Annotated in this window: 18 protein-coding genes; 11 read left to right on the plus strand and 7 right to left on the minus strand. The window is 37.6% G+C overall.

Features of this window, described 5'->3' with window-relative positions; all coding sequences use genetic code 11:
- Window positions 1-3: 3 nt before the first annotated feature.
- Together BUF13_RS00895 and BUF13_RS00900 are read right to left on the minus strand one after the other, a co-directional pair.
- Complete coding sequence (locus tag BUF13_RS00895; RefSeq protein WP_073569872.1) at window positions 4-540, minus strand: dihydrofolate reductase family protein; 537 nt, start codon at window positions 538-540, stop codon at window positions 4-6.
- 2 nt (window positions 541-542) lie between these two features.
- Window positions 543-1,052, minus strand: coding sequence for a YdeI/OmpD-associated family protein (locus BUF13_RS00900; RefSeq protein WP_073569873.1), 510 nt, complete (start codon window positions 1,050-1,052; stop codon window positions 543-545).
- A 154-nt stretch (window positions 1,053-1,206) separates the two neighbouring features.
- On the opposite strand from BUF13_RS00900, the gene BUF13_RS00905 reads away from it, so the two are divergent.
- The 9 genes from BUF13_RS00905 to BUF13_RS00945 all read left to right on the plus strand — a co-directional run bounded on the left by BUF13_RS00905 (window position 1,207) and on the right by BUF13_RS00945 (window position 9,262).
- Window positions 1,207-2,355 (plus strand): methionine aminotransferase, encoded by a 1,149-nt coding sequence (locus BUF13_RS00905; RefSeq protein ID WP_073569874.1) that lies wholly within the window; start codon window positions 1,207-1,209, stop codon window positions 2,353-2,355.
- An 83-nt stretch (window positions 2,356-2,438) separates the two neighbouring features.
- Window positions 2,439-2,693: a GlsB/YeaQ/YmgE family stress response membrane protein gene (locus BUF13_RS00910; protein ID WP_073569875.1), complete on the plus strand. Its 255-nt coding sequence runs from the start codon at window positions 2,439-2,441 to the stop codon at window positions 2,691-2,693.
- 263 nt (window positions 2,694-2,956) lie between these two features.
- Window positions 2,957-3,223, plus strand: coding sequence for a hypothetical protein (locus BUF13_RS00915; RefSeq protein WP_073569876.1), 267 nt, complete (start codon window positions 2,957-2,959; stop codon window positions 3,221-3,223).
- 530 nt (window positions 3,224-3,753) lie between these two features.
- On the plus strand, window positions 3,754-4,806 hold the full coding sequence (locus BUF13_RS00920) for a GNAT family N-acetyltransferase (protein ID WP_073569877.1): 1,053 nt from the start codon (window positions 3,754-3,756) through the stop codon (window positions 4,804-4,806).
- 19 nt (window positions 4,807-4,825) lie between these two features.
- Window positions 4,826-5,563, plus strand: a complete 738-nt coding sequence (locus tag BUF13_RS00925; RefSeq protein WP_073569878.1) for a long-chain fatty aldehyde decarbonylase — start codon at window positions 4,826-4,828, stop codon at window positions 5,561-5,563.
- Window positions 5,539-6,630, plus strand: coding sequence for a hypothetical protein (locus BUF13_RS00930; protein WP_073569879.1), 1,092 nt, complete (start codon window positions 5,539-5,541; stop codon window positions 6,628-6,630). The genes BUF13_RS00925 and BUF13_RS00930 overlap by 25 nt, the downstream gene beginning before the upstream one ends.
- Window positions 6,627-7,730, plus strand: a complete 1,104-nt coding sequence (locus tag BUF13_RS00935; protein ID WP_073569880.1) for a DUF3419 family protein — start codon at window positions 6,627-6,629, stop codon at window positions 7,728-7,730. Before BUF13_RS00930 ends, BUF13_RS00935 begins: the two co-directional genes overlap by 4 nt.
- Window positions 7,731-7,737: 7 nt before the next feature.
- Window positions 7,738-8,637 carry a fatty acid desaturase family protein gene (locus BUF13_RS00940; protein WP_166669801.1) on the plus strand — a complete coding sequence of 300 codons (900 nt, stop codon included), beginning with the start codon at window positions 7,738-7,740 and terminating at the stop codon, window positions 8,635-8,637.
- A 172-nt stretch (window positions 8,638-8,809) separates the two neighbouring features.
- Window positions 8,810-9,262 carry a COG2426 family protein gene (locus BUF13_RS00945; protein ID WP_073569882.1) on the plus strand — a complete coding sequence of 151 codons (453 nt, stop codon included), beginning with the start codon at window positions 8,810-8,812 and terminating at the stop codon, window positions 9,260-9,262.
- A 17-nt stretch (window positions 9,263-9,279) separates the two neighbouring features.
- On the opposite strand, the gene BUF13_RS20495 is transcribed toward BUF13_RS00945, so the two are convergent.
- A complete protein-coding gene (locus BUF13_RS20495) occupies window positions 9,280-9,456 on the minus strand; it encodes a Lacal_2735 family protein (protein WP_134204282.1) in 177 nt (58 codons plus the stop codon).
- 130 nt (window positions 9,457-9,586) lie between these two features.
- The gene (locus BUF13_RS00950) at window positions 9,587-10,612 is read right to left on the minus strand and encodes a sugar phosphate isomerase/epimerase family protein (protein ID WP_073569883.1); all 1,026 of its coding nucleotides are present in this window, start codon (window positions 10,610-10,612) and stop codon (window positions 9,587-9,589) included.
- A gap of 211 nt (window positions 10,613-10,823) precedes the next feature.
- Here BUF13_RS00950 and arfB point away from each other — a divergent pair, with 211 nt between their 5' ends.
- Window positions 10,824-11,249, plus strand: a complete 426-nt coding sequence (gene arfB, locus BUF13_RS00955) for an alternative ribosome rescue aminoacyl-tRNA hydrolase ArfB (RefSeq protein WP_073569884.1) — start codon at window positions 10,824-10,826, stop codon at window positions 11,247-11,249.
- 41 nt (window positions 11,250-11,290) lie between these two features.
- On the opposite strand, the gene BUF13_RS00960 is transcribed toward arfB, so the two are convergent.
- Window positions 11,291-11,968, minus strand: a complete 678-nt coding sequence (locus BUF13_RS00960) for a metal-dependent transcriptional regulator (RefSeq protein ID WP_073569885.1) — start codon at window positions 11,966-11,968, stop codon at window positions 11,291-11,293.
- Between the two features lie 127 nt (window positions 11,969-12,095).
- Here BUF13_RS00960 and BUF13_RS00965 point away from each other — a divergent pair, with 127 nt between their 5' ends.
- A complete protein-coding gene (locus tag BUF13_RS00965; RefSeq protein WP_073569886.1) occupies window positions 12,096-14,369 on the plus strand; it encodes a TonB-dependent receptor in 2,274 nt (757 codons plus the stop codon).
- Here the strand turns inward: BUF13_RS00965 and BUF13_RS00970 are convergent.
- Entirely contained in the window at window positions 14,366-15,202 is an 837-nt protein-coding gene (locus BUF13_RS00970) for a hypothetical protein (protein ID WP_073569887.1), read from the minus strand. The two genes, BUF13_RS00965 and BUF13_RS00970, sit on opposite strands and share 4 nt — an antisense overlap.
- A 101-nt stretch (window positions 15,203-15,303) precedes the next feature.
- Window positions 15,304-15,999: a PepSY domain-containing protein gene (locus BUF13_RS00975; RefSeq protein ID WP_073569888.1), complete on the minus strand. Its 696-nt coding sequence runs from the start codon at window positions 15,997-15,999 to the stop codon at window positions 15,304-15,306.
- Between the last annotated feature and the right edge of the window lie 14 nt (window positions 16,000-16,013).

Genomic DNA, 16,013 nt, shown 5'->3' on the forward strand with positions numbered 1-16,013 from the left:
CATTTATGACTTTACAAAGTGATTCTGAACATATTGATTTAAATACACCTTAGAGGATTTCAATTCAAAATGGATTGGGATATTGAGATCCCCAAATAAAGAAAATCCGCTACCCAATAATATCGTTATAGTTGTGATTATCAATTCATTGATTAACCCTTCTTTCATAAAAGATTGAATGGTTTTTCCTCCATCAATATAGAGTCGATTCAAACCCTTTGAATGAATGGTTTCTAAGATTTCTTTTGGGTTTCCATGAATCAAAAAGACTTTTTCATTTAAGTAATCTGGTATGGATTCAAGGGTATTACTCAAGACGAATACAGGCTTTGAATAGGGCCATTCTCCTCCAAACCCTAAAACAGTTTCATATGTCACCCTTCCCATTACTAAGGCGTCAATAGAATCCATAAAAGCATGGTAGCCCATATCGTTTTGATCGGGATTGGGGATGGAGGTGAGCCACTCGATTTCCCCGTTCTTATCGGCTATAAACCCATCTAGGCTAGTCGCTATAAATACTGAGTTTTTGAATTCCATGATCAGAGATTATTATAATATTTGATCAATTCATTAAGCTGTTTATAATCCAAAACTCCTTTGGCAAGTTTCAGATGATGCATGATTGCCAACGCTTTTTTCATTCTGCTTTCGGGGCTTTTGACTTTGGTGATGATATATACCAGTCCTCTTTGATGGCCTGGGGTCAAGGCTTTGAAATAGGCAGCTCCTTCTTTATCCTGATCCATCAAAACTTGAAATTCCTCGGGTAATTCATGACCATACTCACTGTGGTCCCGCTCCAATTTGACAGTTACTTGATCTCCCACGTCAATTCGAAGTTTCTTTCTGATATCTTGATTGACTAGAATGTACCAATAGGCTTTGGCTTTCATCAAGGCCATGTGGTAGGCTTCACTATCATTGATCCAAACCAAAACCCTTCGATGATTTTTGTCCATCATCTGATTGGCGAATTCATCGGCCACAGGGATATGAACTTGCCAGTGATTGAAATCAAACTTTTGGAGCTTTTCTTCGAATTGAACCATAGGAATAGGGAATTTTTCTAGAATCAGAAAGTGGAAGTTATGGAATCTTTCATTCTTGTGAATTCATAAAAGGCTTTGTTTCCAACAAACCTCAGGAATTGTCGCTTTTTTTGAAATAAATCGATTACTTGAAGTTTACAGCATTTTTCAACCCATGAGATCAAAATTACCTCAGGTAGGGACCACCATCTTTACAGTCATGTCCAAAATGGCCCATGATGAAGGTGCCATCAATCTTTCCCAAGGATACCCTGGTTTTGGTGCTGATCCGGTTCTATTGGACTTGGTGGCACATTATACCAAGAGTGGCTATAATCAATATGCACCGATGTCTGGCATTCCTCAGTTTCGACAAAGAATGGCTGAAAAGATCCTAAGGTGTTATGGGGCAGAAGTAAATCCAGATGAAGAAGTGACCATCGTTTCTGGGGCGACGGAAGCTATTTTTTCAGCAATTACTGCAGTGGTTCACCCAGGTGACGAGGTAGTGGTTTTAGAGCCAGCCTATGATTCCTATGAACCGGCAATTCAATTGGCAGGAGGAATTACCATTCATGTTCCACTTGATTCCAAGGACTTTTCTGTGGATTGGGAAAGAGTCAAGCATGCAATTACCTATAAAACCAAACTCATTGTCATTAATACGCCTCACAACCCCAGTGGCTATGTTTGGGCTGAGCAGGATATGAAACAGCTATCTGATTTGGTAAGAGATCGAAATATTTATGTGGTAAGTGATGAAGTCTATGAGCATATCACATTTGATCAGAGACCTCACTTATCTTTGGTTGGACATCCAGAATTAAGGAAAAAGACCTTCGTATGTGGTTCATTTGGGAAAACCTTCCATGTGACTGGATGGAAAATTGGCTATTGCATTGCTCCACCAGAATTGACCAAAGAATTTCGAAAAGTTCATCAGTTTGTCACTTTCAGTACCGTCACACCCCTTCAATTTGCTTTGTGTGACTATTTGGAAAAACCGGAGCGATACGAATCTATTCCCTCATTTTATGAGAAAAAGAGAGATTTGTTCCTACAAGGTCTGCAAAAGACGGATTTGATTCTGGAACCCACTCAAGGAAGTTTCTTCCAAACTGCACGATATGGACATTTGAGCAAAATAGAGGATAAAGAACTCGCCGAAAGAATGACCAAGGAACTGAAGGTGGCTTGTATTCCTGTCTCGGCCTTCTACCATGATCATCAAGACGACAAAATCATACGCTTTTGCTTTGCCAAAGAAGATCAAGAATTGGAAGAAGCCTTAAAAAGGTTGGATAGGCTGAATGAGTTATTTTAGATTTTCAAGGAATTGATCTGAAAACGAATAAATTTTCAAATTAAAATATTAGATTTAAAGAGTAACATTTAAAAGTAAATACCATGTGGAATTTTATTGTTTGGATCGCCTTAGGATTAGTTGCTGGTGCATTGGCTAAATGGATCAAGCCAGGCGATCAAGGCGGAGGCTGTCTGATGACAACGGTTTTGGGAGTTGTAGGTGCTTTTGTTGGGGGATGGTTAGGTAGTTTTATCGGAATCGGGACAACAGGAGGCTTTAGCTTTTCAAGTATCATCACCGCAGTTGTCGGTGCATTGGTAGTTCTTTGGATCTATGATAAAGTTGCGAGAAAGTAGTTTTAATTACCCTTAAGAATCGAAAAGCACAGGTTATGGAATCTGTGCTTTTTTATTTTTTGTAGAAACCTTTCTACATCCTGTGCAAATGCAAAGAGTAAAAGCAAGAATTTCTTAAAACCACCAAAAAATTGATACTTCTTTAAGTATCTAAAATTCAATTGGTTGTCAAATAAATGCTAGAGAACTAGATCTCTGGCGGGATTTTTCGTTTAAGTAGTATAGAATTTTAATAAAAAGTATAACCACTAAAAACTACAGCTATGAAAACGAATAATAAATCTTGGATGTATTGGTTGGGAGGATTGGTAGCAGGTGTTGCTGCAGGAAGCCTTGTGTATCAAAACCGCGATAAAATCAACCAAAAGAACCTCGACAAAATGATCGGGAGCATGAAAAAGACCGGAAATGAAATCGGTAAGCTGGTGAAAGAGATTAGTGCTCAGGCAGCTGAAAGAAGCAAGGAATTGACTGCTCAGGCTACTGAAAAAGGCAAAGAGCTAAGTAAGACAGTTTTAAATGAGAATTAATTAATAGGTTCGAATAGATTGAAAAAGAGACCGGGAGTGTTCCGGTCTTTTTTTTATGCCTCAAATTATACCCTATTTCATTTGTTATGAATAGGTGACTCTTATTTTCCAGAGCCCATTCATTTCTTTTAAAATCAGGGTAGAATTTTCGGTAACTACAATGGTATGTTCGTGTTGTGCCGTAAAACCCCCTTTGATTCTGACCTTCGTCCAACCATCAGCAAGGCTATCTGCTTAGGTGGAGTCGGTGGAAATAAAAATTTGAGTAAAAATCGAATTGAAAATGGAATCACTTTTGAAAGATAATTTACTGTTAGTTGAATAAAATCGAGTAACTACATCAATTATCTACAATGTCTTTAGATCTTCTTTTTCCCATGATTTGGCGTAGTTCTCCTTTAGATTAAGCCAATAATTAAGATTCGATATTTGTGATCTTTATATGGGAATTAATTCAGTTTAAATATAATAAAGTACTGGTTATTAATTGTTTATAGTTTTTTGTTTGATATTTTTTTGTAAATTATTAGATGATAGAATATCGGTTGGCAACAAGAGAGGATAATCAAAAGTTGTTAGATCTAACTAGTAACTCTGGTATGGCCGGAAATATGGCCTTACGGATAGATAGATTTCCCAATTTTTTTGCTTTGAATAAGTTACGTGGCAAAACCTATGTTTATGTCGCTATAGAAGGAAGTACCATTGTTGGTTCCATATGTGTGTCTGACCAAGAAGTATATATAAATGGGAACCAAACACCTTTGTTTTATATAAGTGATTTCAAGGTAGCACCGTCTCATCGCAACATGGGGATTGGGCTACAATTAACAAATGAGGTTGTTAAATATCTGGAAAGTAAGGATGCAGATTTTGCATTTCTAAATGTTTCTAAGGGTAATAAAAGGCCATTTGTATTTTTTAGCGACAGGAAAAACTACCCTGATTTTGAGAATATAGGAATATTCAATATTTACCAGTTTATAGGTTCAAATAAAAAACAAGTTCATTCTAAATATCAAATTAATCAGGCAATAGCAAGTTCTGAAATACTTCAATTTCTAAATAATTATTATTCAAAACATGAATTGGCCAGTGTGATTGATAATAATAAGATTGAGAAAACTCAATTATATGAAGTCAGAGAAGGTGATCAATTAATATCTGTAATGTGTCTCATCGATACTATGGATTTAAAGCAAAATGTAGTTATAAAAATGCAGTGGCATTTAAAATTCGCTTTATCTGTTTTGAATAGTGCTCGCACCTTTTTTCGGTTGTCCAAACTGCCTTTGGAAGGTGAGCCTATCAAGATGTTGTACATCAAGTATTTTGCTGTCAAAAGTAAAGATCCCAAACTAATTAATGAGCTAATCTCCTTGGCGAGGCGCATTACATTTCAAAAAGGCTACGCATTTGTTTCTTTAAGCCTGCATGAAAAGGATGGACTAAATCAAATGCTTCCCAAAGGAATTCGATTTACATTTCAATCAGTTGGGATGCTTGTTAGCATGAAGGATAGTAAAATGAAAATGAAGGGAATAAAAGAAGGGATCCCATATAAGGATTACTCAATTGTTTAAATAAACTAGTTTGTCAAATATGGAGGAAGTTAGTTATGATTTTAATAATGTAGAGACCTTTAATGTGGTCTCAGATGTTTTTTCTCAAGCTATTACAGGAGAGCTCATAGGTATGTCAAATTTTGCATCCCTTTCAGGAACTATTGAAGATCCCTATGAGAAAATGGAAGCTGTAGAACATGCAGATAGTGAAAGACATCATGCTGAAGGTTTTTTGGCTTGCTCAAAAAAAATGGGACTAAACACCAAAGTCAATTTGAATGGTGAATATTGGAAAAGTGTCAGAGAGGTTTTTCTAAAATATGCTGAAAAGAATGATTTTATATCCTGTCTGATTATCCAAGAAGTAATGTTAGAATCATTTGCTGTATCCATGTATACGGATGTTGGGAATGCATTGGGAGGATTTCCAGGAGAGCTATTTTTGGCTATTGCTGATGAAGAAAAGGAGCATATGGAACATTCAACTGAAATACTTCAAGAGGAATTGCAGAAGGATCCTGAAGGCTTCATATCCAAATTTGAGACTATTCACTTCGATTGCATGACAATATTGTCTCAATTTTCCGCAACCCAAGATCTTAGGGGACATTGTGGAGTTTGCAATGGAGAGTGCATGAAAAATTCATTGCATCATATCGGTCTTGATTCAGTTATTATGAGAGGAAATGCATTGAACTTGTATGCTGAGGCATTGGATAAAATTGGGATTCCAGGAGATAAATCGATGGTATGGATAGCAAAACTCCCAGCTTAGATTTTGCCATAGTAGGTCACTCAGAAGATTGGAAAAGTATTCAAAAGTTCATTAATGGAATTCGGACTGCTGAATTGGAGCCTTTACCTGTAGATAAAATCAAGGAGGTGTTCGGTTTTATCCCTCCTAGAGAGATTTTTAGAATTACTCTTAGATCTAAAACTGGAAAGGAAGTCACAGGTGTCTATATCGAATCATTTATTGATCCCGATAAACTGGGAGTAACTTATTTAAGAACAAACATTAACAAAGTGAAAAAGGCCGTAATTCTTGCGGCTAAATTAAATGCAAAGCGCGTTGCTTTGGGAGGTTTTACTTCCATCTTGTTAGAAGGAAATATAGATTCATTTGAGGAGTACGATCTCAAGGTGACTACAGGCAATACACTAACTGCTGCATTTATTGTAAAGTCAGTAGAAAAAGCAGTTGCTGAATCGGGACAGGACTTGAACAGTGTAAAACTACTGGTTATCGGAGCGACTGGAGATATAGGAATGGCGTGCATCCAATATTTTAAAGGGAAGGTAAAAAAACTAATCTTAAATGCCAGAAATAAAGCAAAACTAGAAAATGCCGAAAAAGAGCTAATTGAACAAGGGGTCAATATTGCACTTGGGAATTCTTTGGAGGATTTGATTCCTGAGGCTGATGTCATTATTAGCGTAGCCAGTTCTAATAATATTGAAATAAAAAATGTCCGTGAGGGAGTTATAATATGTGATGCTGGATATCCCAAAAATCTTGATTTGAAATTTTCAGACTTAAAGGAGAATCTATTATTTCATGGGGGAATGGGTAAAGTAAGTCATGGTTATTGGTTTCGACCTGATTACTCCAATTTTTTTTACACCTATCCTGACCAATTCTTGGCACATGGGTGTGTTTTGGAGGTAATCGTTTTGGCTTTTGAAAATGTTTTTGAAAACTACTCTACAGGGAAAGGGAATATAACAAACAAAGGAATAGAAGAAATATATTGTTGGAGTTTGAAACACGGGGTTATTCTGGCTCCATTTTACAATTCTAGAGGTCTATGCAATCAGGGTAATAATTCGAACAAAAAATGAAAAATGCTGAACAGGTGCAATTATCTAAGCTTGTGTTTACTCACAATTGGGAGGATCCAAGAAGTGATGAATTAGCACTAAATATCCAAGCTGACAGCTCCTTGTTTACGATAACTTCTGGAGGGTGTAATGTTCTCGGATTTTTATTGAAAGATCCTAAAAAAATCTATAGTGTTGACATCAATTTAGCGCAATCTTATGTGCTAGAGTTGAAAATCGCCGGGTTTAAAGCATTAAGTTTTGAAGAGTTTTGTGTGTTTTCTGGATTGGAGAAAAATGGTAATCGAGAGTTAATTTTTGAAAAAGTAGGAAATCACCTTAGTCCAGATGCTCTGACCTTTTGGAAGGCGAACCAAACCATTATTTCTCAAGGATTTCTAATGGCTGGTAAGTATGAACGATTTGTAATATTTGCAGGTAAATTTTTGAATTTCCTTCAGGGTAAAAAAATGGTTGTTGGTCTATTCGACCCAAAGTCAAAAAAACAACAACAGGAGTATTTTGATAATGTTTGGAATACAAGGAGGTTTAAATATTTATTTAAAATTCTTTTCAATAAATGGATCTTGGCGAAACGCGGTCTGGTTGCAGATTATTTCCATTTTGATGATGGAAGTTCCTCTTTTTCAGAGAGTTTTTACAAACGTTCTAAAATAGTATTTAGAGATTTGCCAATTGAAGGAAACTACTTCTTATCACTCTATTTGCTTGGGAAATATCGAAATCGAAATGAGGTTCCTGAGTATTTAAAAAAGTCCAATTTCGAAATTATAAAATCCAGAGTTGATCGAGTAAAAATCGTGACTCAAGATGCTCAGAGTTTTCTGAATGGATTACCAGATAGAAGTATTGATTGTTTTGCTTTGTCCAATATTTGTGAGCTAATGAGTGAGGAGGAAACCTCTCGTTTATTTAGGGCTGTTTTACATACTGCAAATCCACATGCAAGAGTCATTTTCAGAAACTTGATGATACCTCGTGAAGTACCTGAAGAGTTGAAGAATTCGATAGTGAAGGATGACTTATTGAGCGAGGAAATATTTAAAATGGATCGCTCATTTGTATATGGAAAGGTTTCGGCTTATTCAATACTTAAATAGATGGTGCATGAAAGATTCGTATTCAATTCCGGTGAAGCTTAATTGCTTGATATTAGTTTGCTGTACTATACTTTATTTCTTTTTGTTATACCTCGGTTCTGAAACTCAAAATATTGGATTTAAATTTTTGATAGGGTTGGCTTTTGGTGTCACGTTAATCCCAGTCTATTCATTGATGCATGAAGCTGCCCATAATGCTTTGCATCCTAAACCCAAATTGAACATTTTTTTAGGACAATTTCTAAGTACACTGTTCGGGGTTTCCTTCCATTTTTTTAGACATTGCCATCTAAAGCATCATAAAAAAAACAGAACCGATGAAGAGATGTGGGACCTGTATTACGAACATCAAAATAAATGGTTGAGATATGGGAATCTTTACCTGATGATGATTGGATTTGGTTATTTTGCTTTGTGGTTGAGCGTGATCTTATTTGCCCTAGCCCCTTCTTTGGTGTATACTAGATTTTTCAAAAGCCATACAGAAATCAGGGGCTTTTTACAAGGAAGTGATCATCCCTTTAAGCTCAAAATAACTAGAAATGAATCATTGATAATCATTTTATTTCAAGTGTTTTGTCTTTGGTTGATTGATTGGGATTTTCTTACGTGGATTATTCTGTATATGGTGAATGGTTTTGTTTGGTCCTCGCAGAACTATGTAAATCACGCTTTTAGCCCAAGAAAAATCATCAATGGAGCCCATAATCTTAAGGTCCCTAGATTTTTGAATATTATTTACTTGAATTTCAATATTCATCTGGCTCATCATCAAAACCCAAATATCCCTTGGATACATTTACCCAAATACATCGAATCTGAAGAAGGAAGAATCTCCTTTTTTAAAAATTACATCCGACTTTGGAAAGGGCCTAAACTAACTAAAGAATCTAACCCGAAATCTTAATGTAACTTAAGTGCTTGAATAATAAGGTCTAAGTTTTCTAGCAACAGAGAACGATGAAAAAAGAAAGAAAATAGGGGAGTTTTTTTCTGAATTTAATAAAAACTCAAAACCAATTTCCACGTTATTTACATTTCAAAACTGGTTATTTACGCCCGCGTTCAATTCCTATTAAATGTTTTTAGATCTTCTTACTGCCATGCTTTGGAGCATGTCTCCGCTTGGCGAAGCCAAAGTTGGGATTCCATATGCTTTGTTGAATGGCGTAGATATTTATCTGGCTTTGATATTTAGCTTTTTGGCAAACCTGTTGGTGTTTCCCATTATGAATTTCTTTTTTGACGTCTTCAACCGCTACTTCCTGAAATACTATTATTACAAAAAGGCAGCAATTTTTGTCGGGAGAAGAGCAAAGTCAGGTGCGGGTAAGAATGTTGAAAAATATGGATTCTGGGGACTGATGTTTTTTGTGGCAATGCCGGTACCGGGAACAGGTGTCTATGCTGGAACCATTGCAGGTTATCTATTTGGCTTGGATAGGAGAAAGGCATTTATTGCAAACGCGATCGGAATTTTGATTTCCTGTTTGATCGTTTGGGTAGCTACATTGACAGCGATGAAACTCTGATTTAAAATTCGATAAATCTAGTTAATCCCCTTTTTAATTTTCTCTATTCGGTTCGAGATTTCATTCGCTTCGGCGCTCTTTTGATCGCTTAGCTTTCTGTTTGAATGAGAAAGTTTATAGGACTCATCGAGTAACTTCTTATACTGGATTTCCAATTTTTCGAGCTCAGACTTCTTTTTGAATAAATTGAACATGGCAGAAATTTAAAGTAGAAACTTCAAATTTCAAGATTTGTTTAGATCATTTTAAGAGGTGTCCTTCCTCTAAACAAAAAAAGGCAGCTTTAAAATTTGCTGCCTTTATCGGTGTTAAGTAATCAGGTAATTATGCTAAACTCTTTCTACAGAACTCCACGCATTTCTGAACTTCTTTGACTGGATCTGAATTTTCAGGAACCTGATATTCCAGTTCAATCGTTGCTGGGAATTTGTATTTATTTTTTTGAATTGTTTTCAAAACATCTCCAATTGGAGTATCTCCTTCACCCCAAACTACATTTCCTTTTCCATGCGCTGGAGTTTGTCTGTCTTTGGTATGCATGCTCAGGATTCTCCCATGTTGCTTTTCCAACAGAGGAAACAAATCTGTATTTCCTGCTGCGATGTAATGTCCCATATCCAAGTTCAAGGCATTTTTTGGACTTTGCGCAAGAGCTGTATCCCAAAAATCAAAGGTTTGCTGCTCATGACCATGATAAGCAACTGACATACCATATCGTTCTCCCATTTTTCCAAGTTTCAAAGTCTGGGCATCATTTGCTGGATGTTCTAAAGTTACATGACTAGCACCTAGAGCTTTAGCAGCTTTCATTCCGTAGGCAATTTCAGCATCTGTATTATTGGCCCCGAAAGCGGAAGGCTTAAATGCATAAATGCTTACTCCAGCATCCTTATACATTTTGCGAACCTGCTCAAAAGGCTTCATATCCGCATTGGCTCTCCAAGTTGCTACAGCTTGTGAATAGGCAGTAACTTCTTTTTGAAGTTCTTCCCATTCTTTCTTTTCATCATCGGTCAATTGCCCATCTCTGGCTTTTCTCCCTAGTTGCCACATTTTTCCTCTTTCAAACGTTGGCGTTGGCATTCCTGCAAAAGATTCGGCTGGATCTCCCATTAATTCAATTGCGCTCAAACCAGAGTCGATTACATATTTTAAGGTAGCCTCTGCGCTTTGATCAGGTAGAGACCGGAATGAATAGGTAATACATCCGATTTGTACTCCATTGATATTGCTATCAGGCTTGTTGAAATTCTTGATAATTGCTGGAGCACCTTTCAGCCAAGTAGGAGCTAAAGCAAGGCCAGCTACTCCTAAAGTGGATTTGATGAGAAATTCTCTTCTGTTTTTCATGGTTTTTGGGTCTTGTTAATGAGGTTTGAGTAATTGATTATTGGAAAGCCAATTTAATGCTTGATTTCAAATTCCTTGAATTTCCGCTGAAAAAAGGAGTTTTAGTGAACCGTTTATGGAAAAGTGGAGAATTGAAAAATTTCAGTATTGAAAATTTCACATAGAAAATAAGGTTTGGTGTCAAAGGATTTATTTCATCTAACTTTAGAACATGAATCAATTAGAAGTACGGATTGTACGTGGGGATTTTTTGAAAGAATTGACTTTTCAGACTGCCCGAAGTAGTGGTCCTGGAGGGCAAAATGTCAACAAAGTGGAGACCAAGGTTTTGTTGTTTTTTGATATCTCAAATTCCCAGATTCTAACTGAGGAAGAAAAGGAGAAAGTACTATCCAAGTTTTCCAATAAAGTGGATCAAACTGGCGTCCTTCAATTACAGAGTCAGGAAAAACGTTCCCAAATCCAAAACAAGGACCTAGTCATCGGAAAGTTTTATGATCTGCTTCGAAAGGCTTTTGAAAAAAAGAAAATCAGAAAGGCCAGCAAACCCAGTAAGGGAGCCATTGAAAAACGTCTAAAATCCAAAAAACAGCATTCTGAGAAAAAGAAAGCTAGAAACTGGAAGAAAGACCTTTGAGTATTTATTTGTTCTCATTGACAGAAAAGGGCAGAAAGCGATCACTGGGAGCTGTTCTTTGACTCATAAATTTTAACCAGTAATTTTTCGCAGACTTTTTGGCTGAGAGTTTCCTTTTCAGAATCCAGATAATTAACCACAATACTTTGATCAAAGGCTTCCTTGGAAATGATTTTTAACTCGGTTCCCAAGGTCAACTTTCGGCTATTCAAATATTCCAAAAACTCAGTGGAAGAATCTGATAACGCTGCCAAAATCACTTCTTGGCCTGGCTTTGCCTCAGATAAACTTTTAAACTGCAAATCTTGAATTCTTCCCTGCTTATCCGGAATAGGGGATCCATGTGGATCAACCGTCGGATAGCCCATCATTTCATCCATTCTCTCAAAAAACTTGCTTGCATGTATGTGCTCGACTTGTTCGGCTATTTCATGGACTTCTTCCCAGCCAAATCCCATTTTGGTCACCAAAAACATCTCAGTCAGCCTGTGTTTTCTAACTATCAATGCAGCTTCCTTTTTACCCTTGGGAGTCAATACAACCGGCTTGTATTTCTCATAAATACAGGAGCCAGATTTTTGCAAAGTCTTCACCATGCTGTTTGCGGTAGGCATACTCACTTCGAGCTGATGTGCTAATTCTGAGATGTTTACCTCACCTTTTTCATTGGCTAGGTTAAAAAGAGCTTTCAGGTAATTTTCTTCAGTTGTCGAGGCCATTTGAACTATTTGATTAATCAAATATGCAAAATTATTTCTTCATAATAAATTTGTTAGAATAATCTAACATTATACTTTTGTGGTAATAATAAAAAATTAAAGACTAAAAATCTCCTCTGAAAAGTCTATGAAACAGCTATTTGCGGTTCTTGTTTTTTTCTTGACTATTATTCAATTCTCTTTAGGACAAGAGAAGATCTATGGTAAAGTGGAATCCAAATCCCAAGGCTTGGAGTTTGCCAATGTGTTTATAGCAGAACTGGGAAGGGGAGTGGTGACTGATTCTTTGGGGAATTTCCAAATGGATCAACTCAATAAAGGGAAATTCAAATTAGAGGTAAGTTTACTGGGATATAGAAAGGCGGTGATTGAAGTTGTGATTCCACAATCTGAACCAATCCAAATTTCTTTGGATCCTCTTGATAATAGTCTAGATGAGGTAGTGGTTAGTGGAACCATGCAAGAGGTTTCAAGATTGAATAGTCCGGTTCCGGTTGAGGTGTATAAGGATGGGTTTTTCAAGGCTAATCCAACGCCTTCCTTATTCGAGTCCCTTCAAAATGTCAATGGAGTCCGCCCCCAGATCAATTGCAATATTTGCAATACAGGAGATATTCACATCAATGGCCTGGAAGGTCCTTATACCATGGTTTTGATTGATGGAATGCCGATCGTTAGTGGTTTGTCCACGGTATACGGGCTGACAGGAATTCCTCAGGCATTAATAGATAGAATCGAAGTGGTCAAAGGACCTGCCTCTACTTTGTATGGCTCTGAAGCTGTAGGAGGTTTGATCAATATCATCACAAAAAAACCGGATTTGGCTCCTGTCTTCAATGTTGATGTATTTGGAACCGGATGGGGAGAACTGAATCTGGATCTGGGATTGAAAACCCAATGGGGAAAATCCATTCAGTCTTTGACTGGTATCAATGCCTTTTATTACGACCATCCCATCGATAATAATGGGGATGGGATGACTGATTTGACTTTGGCCAAGCGGATTTCTGTCTTTGAAAAACTCAGCTTTGAAAGAAAGAGCCGGAAAAGCATGAACATCGGGATTCGCTATCTCTACGAGGATAGATGGGGAGGTCAGATGAATTGGGATAAAACCTATCGGGGCGGTTCAGAAGTTTATGGAGAAAGCATTTATACCAGTCGCTGGGAGTTATTTGGCAATTACCAGTTGCCTGGAGCAGAAAACTTCAATTTCCAATTTTCTGCAAATGGTCATGATCAAAACTCGGTGTATGGAAATGTCGAATACTTAGGACAACAAACCATTGGATTTGGGCAGTTTACCTGGGCAAAAGATGCTGGGAATCATCAGTTGTTGACCGGTTTGGCCTATCGTTATACCTATTACGATGATAATACCCCTGCGACGGCAGGAATAAGCTTGGATGAAAATAAACCTTCAGAAATCCATTTACCGGGCATTTTTATTCAAGATGAAATCAGGATCTCTCCAACCCAAAGTTTGCTTTTGGGAGCCAGATCCGATTATAATTCCATTCACGGGACGATCCTTTCACCGCGCCTCAATTACAAACTGTCCTCCTTGGATCAAACAACTGTATTTAGGTTTTCTGTGGGAAATGGCTTTCGGGTAGCCAATGTTTTTACGGAGGATCATGCTGCTTTGACAGGGGCGAGAGAAGTGGTTTTTGCCGAAGAGTTGAAACCTGAAAAATCCTGGAATGTCAATGCCAACTTGGTGAAGAATTTCTATACCGATAAAGGTACTTTCTTCAATCTGGATGGATCGGTTTTCTACACTTATTTTACCAATAGGATCATTCCGGATTATGAGACCAACCCAAATCAGATTATTTATGCCAATTTGGACGGGCATGCAATTTCCAAAGGTATTTCCTTGAATTCCAGCTTTGCATTTCCTTCAGGTTGGGAGGGAAGCCTTGGAGCCACTTTGATGGATGTAAGTTTTGAAGAGGATGGCGTCATGATAAGACAATTGCTTTCGGAGCGTTTCTCCGGAGTTTGGAATATTGCCTACAACATACCTGGTTGGAATCTTAAAATCGATTATACAGGGAATATTTATAGTCCAATGCGACTTCCACTTTTGGGTGAATTGGATGAAAGATCGGAGTATTCTCCTTGGTGGAGTATTCAAAATATCCAGTTGACTCAAGGTTTGGGAGAGAGATGGGAGATTTTTGGAGGGATTAAGAACCTTCTGAATTATACTCCGCCTGCCAATAGCATTGCAAGGGCTTTTGATCCTTTTGACAAAGGAGTGGAATTTGCCTCAGATGGTTCTGTGGTACCCACACCGGAAAACCCGCAGGCATTGACCTTTGATCCGACTTATATGTTTGCTCCAAATCAAGGAATACGAGGTTTTGTCGGAGTAAGGTTCACAATTTTGGATTAATAGCAATTTGGAGCATTTTCTCCACTATTGGTTCTGAAATAGTGTTCTCCGTTCAAATAAAGCTTGTTTTCTGCAAATGATAAGCTGTAGGACCAGTTTTCACCTGTATATGATTTTAAAAGCAAAGCTGGTGAGCCGTCTTCTCCCATTCCTATTTCCCAGCTTCCGTTTCCTTTCCCTTTGTCATTGTTCATTCCCAAACCATCCATCTGGAAACTGCTGGAATTGTTCATAGTAAAATAACCCTCTGGGCAGAGGTCAATAACTCTTTTCTGAGACATTCCCCCAGAAATTCCACCCTCAGTGGCGCTGGGCGAATAGTATGAACTCATGTAAGTCAATCTATATCCTGCCAGAAACGCTTTCCATTCTTCGAATTCCTTGCTTCGGTCTACTTCCTTGAATTCAAAAGATTGATACAGTTCTAGGCCTGCATTTTTGAGTTCATCTGTAAACCGGTCAGAATTTGCAGCTATTGAAATGGTTACACCCAATCCTTTATAAGGATTTTCCACCCCGATGATATAGGCTTTGGCCATGGCTCCTTGCAGGTACCCATCAAAAGTCCCAGCAACGGCAGTGGGTGATAGGTCTTCCAAAGAACCAATTAGGGTCAGGTAGGTTCCTTGTTCATCCTGAATTGGTTTGAGGGCTTCAGCCTTGATTTGACTGATGTTTTGATTGTGAGTAGATATTAGAATGATCCCTCCCAAACTTTGGTTTTGTAATAAAACTCCATTGCTGGTTTCCTGGCCTTGCCATCCATTAGGAACTAAAAAAGATATTCCCAATTGCTCGTAATTGATCCGATTGGATTCTTGTGAATGTGCCATAAGAGTAAAAGTTAAGTAGAACAGTATACTTGAAATAAACCTCATAAGACACTGATAATAAGTGTAATTAAATATAAAAAAATAAACTGAGACTATAAGCCTCAGTTTTTAGATTTTCTTTTCTTAGGGATGGTTACAAAATACAGAGTAAATCCAGAACCAATGGTCAATAACCCGAAGAGTGAAAAGGCTCTTAATAGAAGATTATTGAAGTTGTCTCTGCCTGCATAATCCATGGTATGAAACATCCAAAGGAAGTCAAACCATCTCCAACTTCGGTGTCTTACAGTTTGGAATGAACCGCTTTTTGCATCGATGTAGGCGATCAATTTTTCCGGATGATCATATTTGACAGCCCAAACCGGCAGGGGTTTTTCTCTGAATTCATGGTGAGCACCGGTTTCCGTCAAAAATTCTGCAGACTCAATTCCATAGTCTCCTTTGATATAGACCTGAGCGATTTCCTTAGCTTCTTCTTCCGTGATTTCTGGCTTTAGTTTACCCGTTTGTGCATTGTAAAGTTTCTCTCCATTTACCCAGTAATAAGGTTGGTGAAGAACAAAGCGAAGCTCCAATGAGGAAATTTCCAATGTAGAATCTAATGAACTTGGTTCTACCAAATCGGTCGCCGTCATATGCATCATATGATCCCGGTGGAAATGGTCTCCATGGATTTCATCGATGTCTGTCCAAGAGAAATAAAGTCCCGAAAGTGTCCAAAAGAAGAATTGAATTCCGATAAAAACTCCCAAAAACCGGTGAATTCTACGGATATAGTATTGATTGTTTTTTCTCATGCTGGTGGGTGAAA

This window comes from Algoriphagus zhangzhouensis (genome assembly GCF_900148515.1).
GTDB lineage: Bacteria > Bacteroidota > Bacteroidia > Cytophagales > Cyclobacteriaceae > Algoriphagus > Algoriphagus zhangzhouensis.

Excerpts from the sequence above, each read along its gene's own strand:
- BUF13_RS00895 (WP_073569872.1), bottom strand. The coding sequence starts at position 540 with ATGGAATTCAAAAACTCAGTATTTATAGCGACTAGCCTAGATGGGTTT.
- BUF13_RS00930 (WP_073569879.1), top strand. The coding sequence starts at position 5,539 with ATGGATAGCAAAACTCCCAGCTTAGATTTTGCCATAGTAGGTCACTCA.
- BUF13_RS00935 (WP_073569880.1), top strand. The coding sequence starts at position 6,627 with ATGAAAAATGCTGAACAGGTGCAATTATCTAAGCTTGTGTTTACTCAC.
- BUF13_RS00905 (WP_073569874.1), top strand. The coding sequence starts at position 1,207 with ATGAGATCAAAATTACCTCAGGTAGGGACCACCATCTTTACAGTCATG.
- BUF13_RS00960 (WP_073569885.1), bottom strand. The coding sequence starts at position 11,968 with ATGGCCTCGACAACTGAAGAAAATTACCTGAAAGCTCTTTTTAACCTA.
- BUF13_RS00915 (WP_073569876.1), top strand. The coding sequence starts at position 2,957 with ATGAAAACGAATAATAAATCTTGGATGTATTGGTTGGGAGGATTGGTA.
- BUF13_RS00970 (WP_073569887.1), bottom strand. The coding sequence starts at position 15,202 with ATGGCACATTCACAAGAATCCAATCGGATCAATTACGAGCAATTGGGA.
- BUF13_RS00950 (WP_073569883.1), bottom strand. The coding sequence starts at position 10,612 with ATGAAAAACAGAAGAGAATTTCTCATCAAATCCACTTTAGGAGTAGCT.
- BUF13_RS00945 (WP_073569882.1), top strand. The coding sequence starts at position 8,810 with ATGTTTTTAGATCTTCTTACTGCCATGCTTTGGAGCATGTCTCCGCTT.
- BUF13_RS00965 (WP_073569886.1), top strand. The coding sequence starts at position 12,096 with ATGAAACAGCTATTTGCGGTTCTTGTTTTTTTCTTGACTATTATTCAA.
- BUF13_RS00925 (WP_073569878.1), top strand. The coding sequence starts at position 4,826 with ATGGAGGAAGTTAGTTATGATTTTAATAATGTAGAGACCTTTAATGTG.
- BUF13_RS00910 (WP_073569875.1), top strand. The coding sequence starts at position 2,439 with ATGTGGAATTTTATTGTTTGGATCGCCTTAGGATTAGTTGCTGGTGCA.
- BUF13_RS00940 (WP_166669801.1), top strand. The coding sequence starts at position 7,738 with ATGAAAGATTCGTATTCAATTCCGGTGAAGCTTAATTGCTTGATATTA.
- BUF13_RS20495 (WP_134204282.1), bottom strand. The coding sequence starts at position 9,456 with ATGTTCAATTTATTCAAAAAGAAGTCTGAGCTCGAAAAATTGGAAATC.
- arfB (WP_073569884.1), top strand. The coding sequence starts at position 10,824 with ATGAATCAATTAGAAGTACGGATTGTACGTGGGGATTTTTTGAAAGAA.
- BUF13_RS00975 (WP_073569888.1), bottom strand. The coding sequence starts at position 15,999 with ATGAGAAAAAACAATCAATACTATATCCGTAGAATTCACCGGTTTTTG.
- BUF13_RS00920 (WP_073569877.1), top strand. The coding sequence starts at position 3,754 with ATGATAGAATATCGGTTGGCAACAAGAGAGGATAATCAAAAGTTGTTA.
- BUF13_RS00900 (WP_073569873.1), bottom strand. The coding sequence starts at position 1,052 with ATGGTTCAATTCGAAGAAAAGCTCCAAAAGTTTGATTTCAATCACTGG.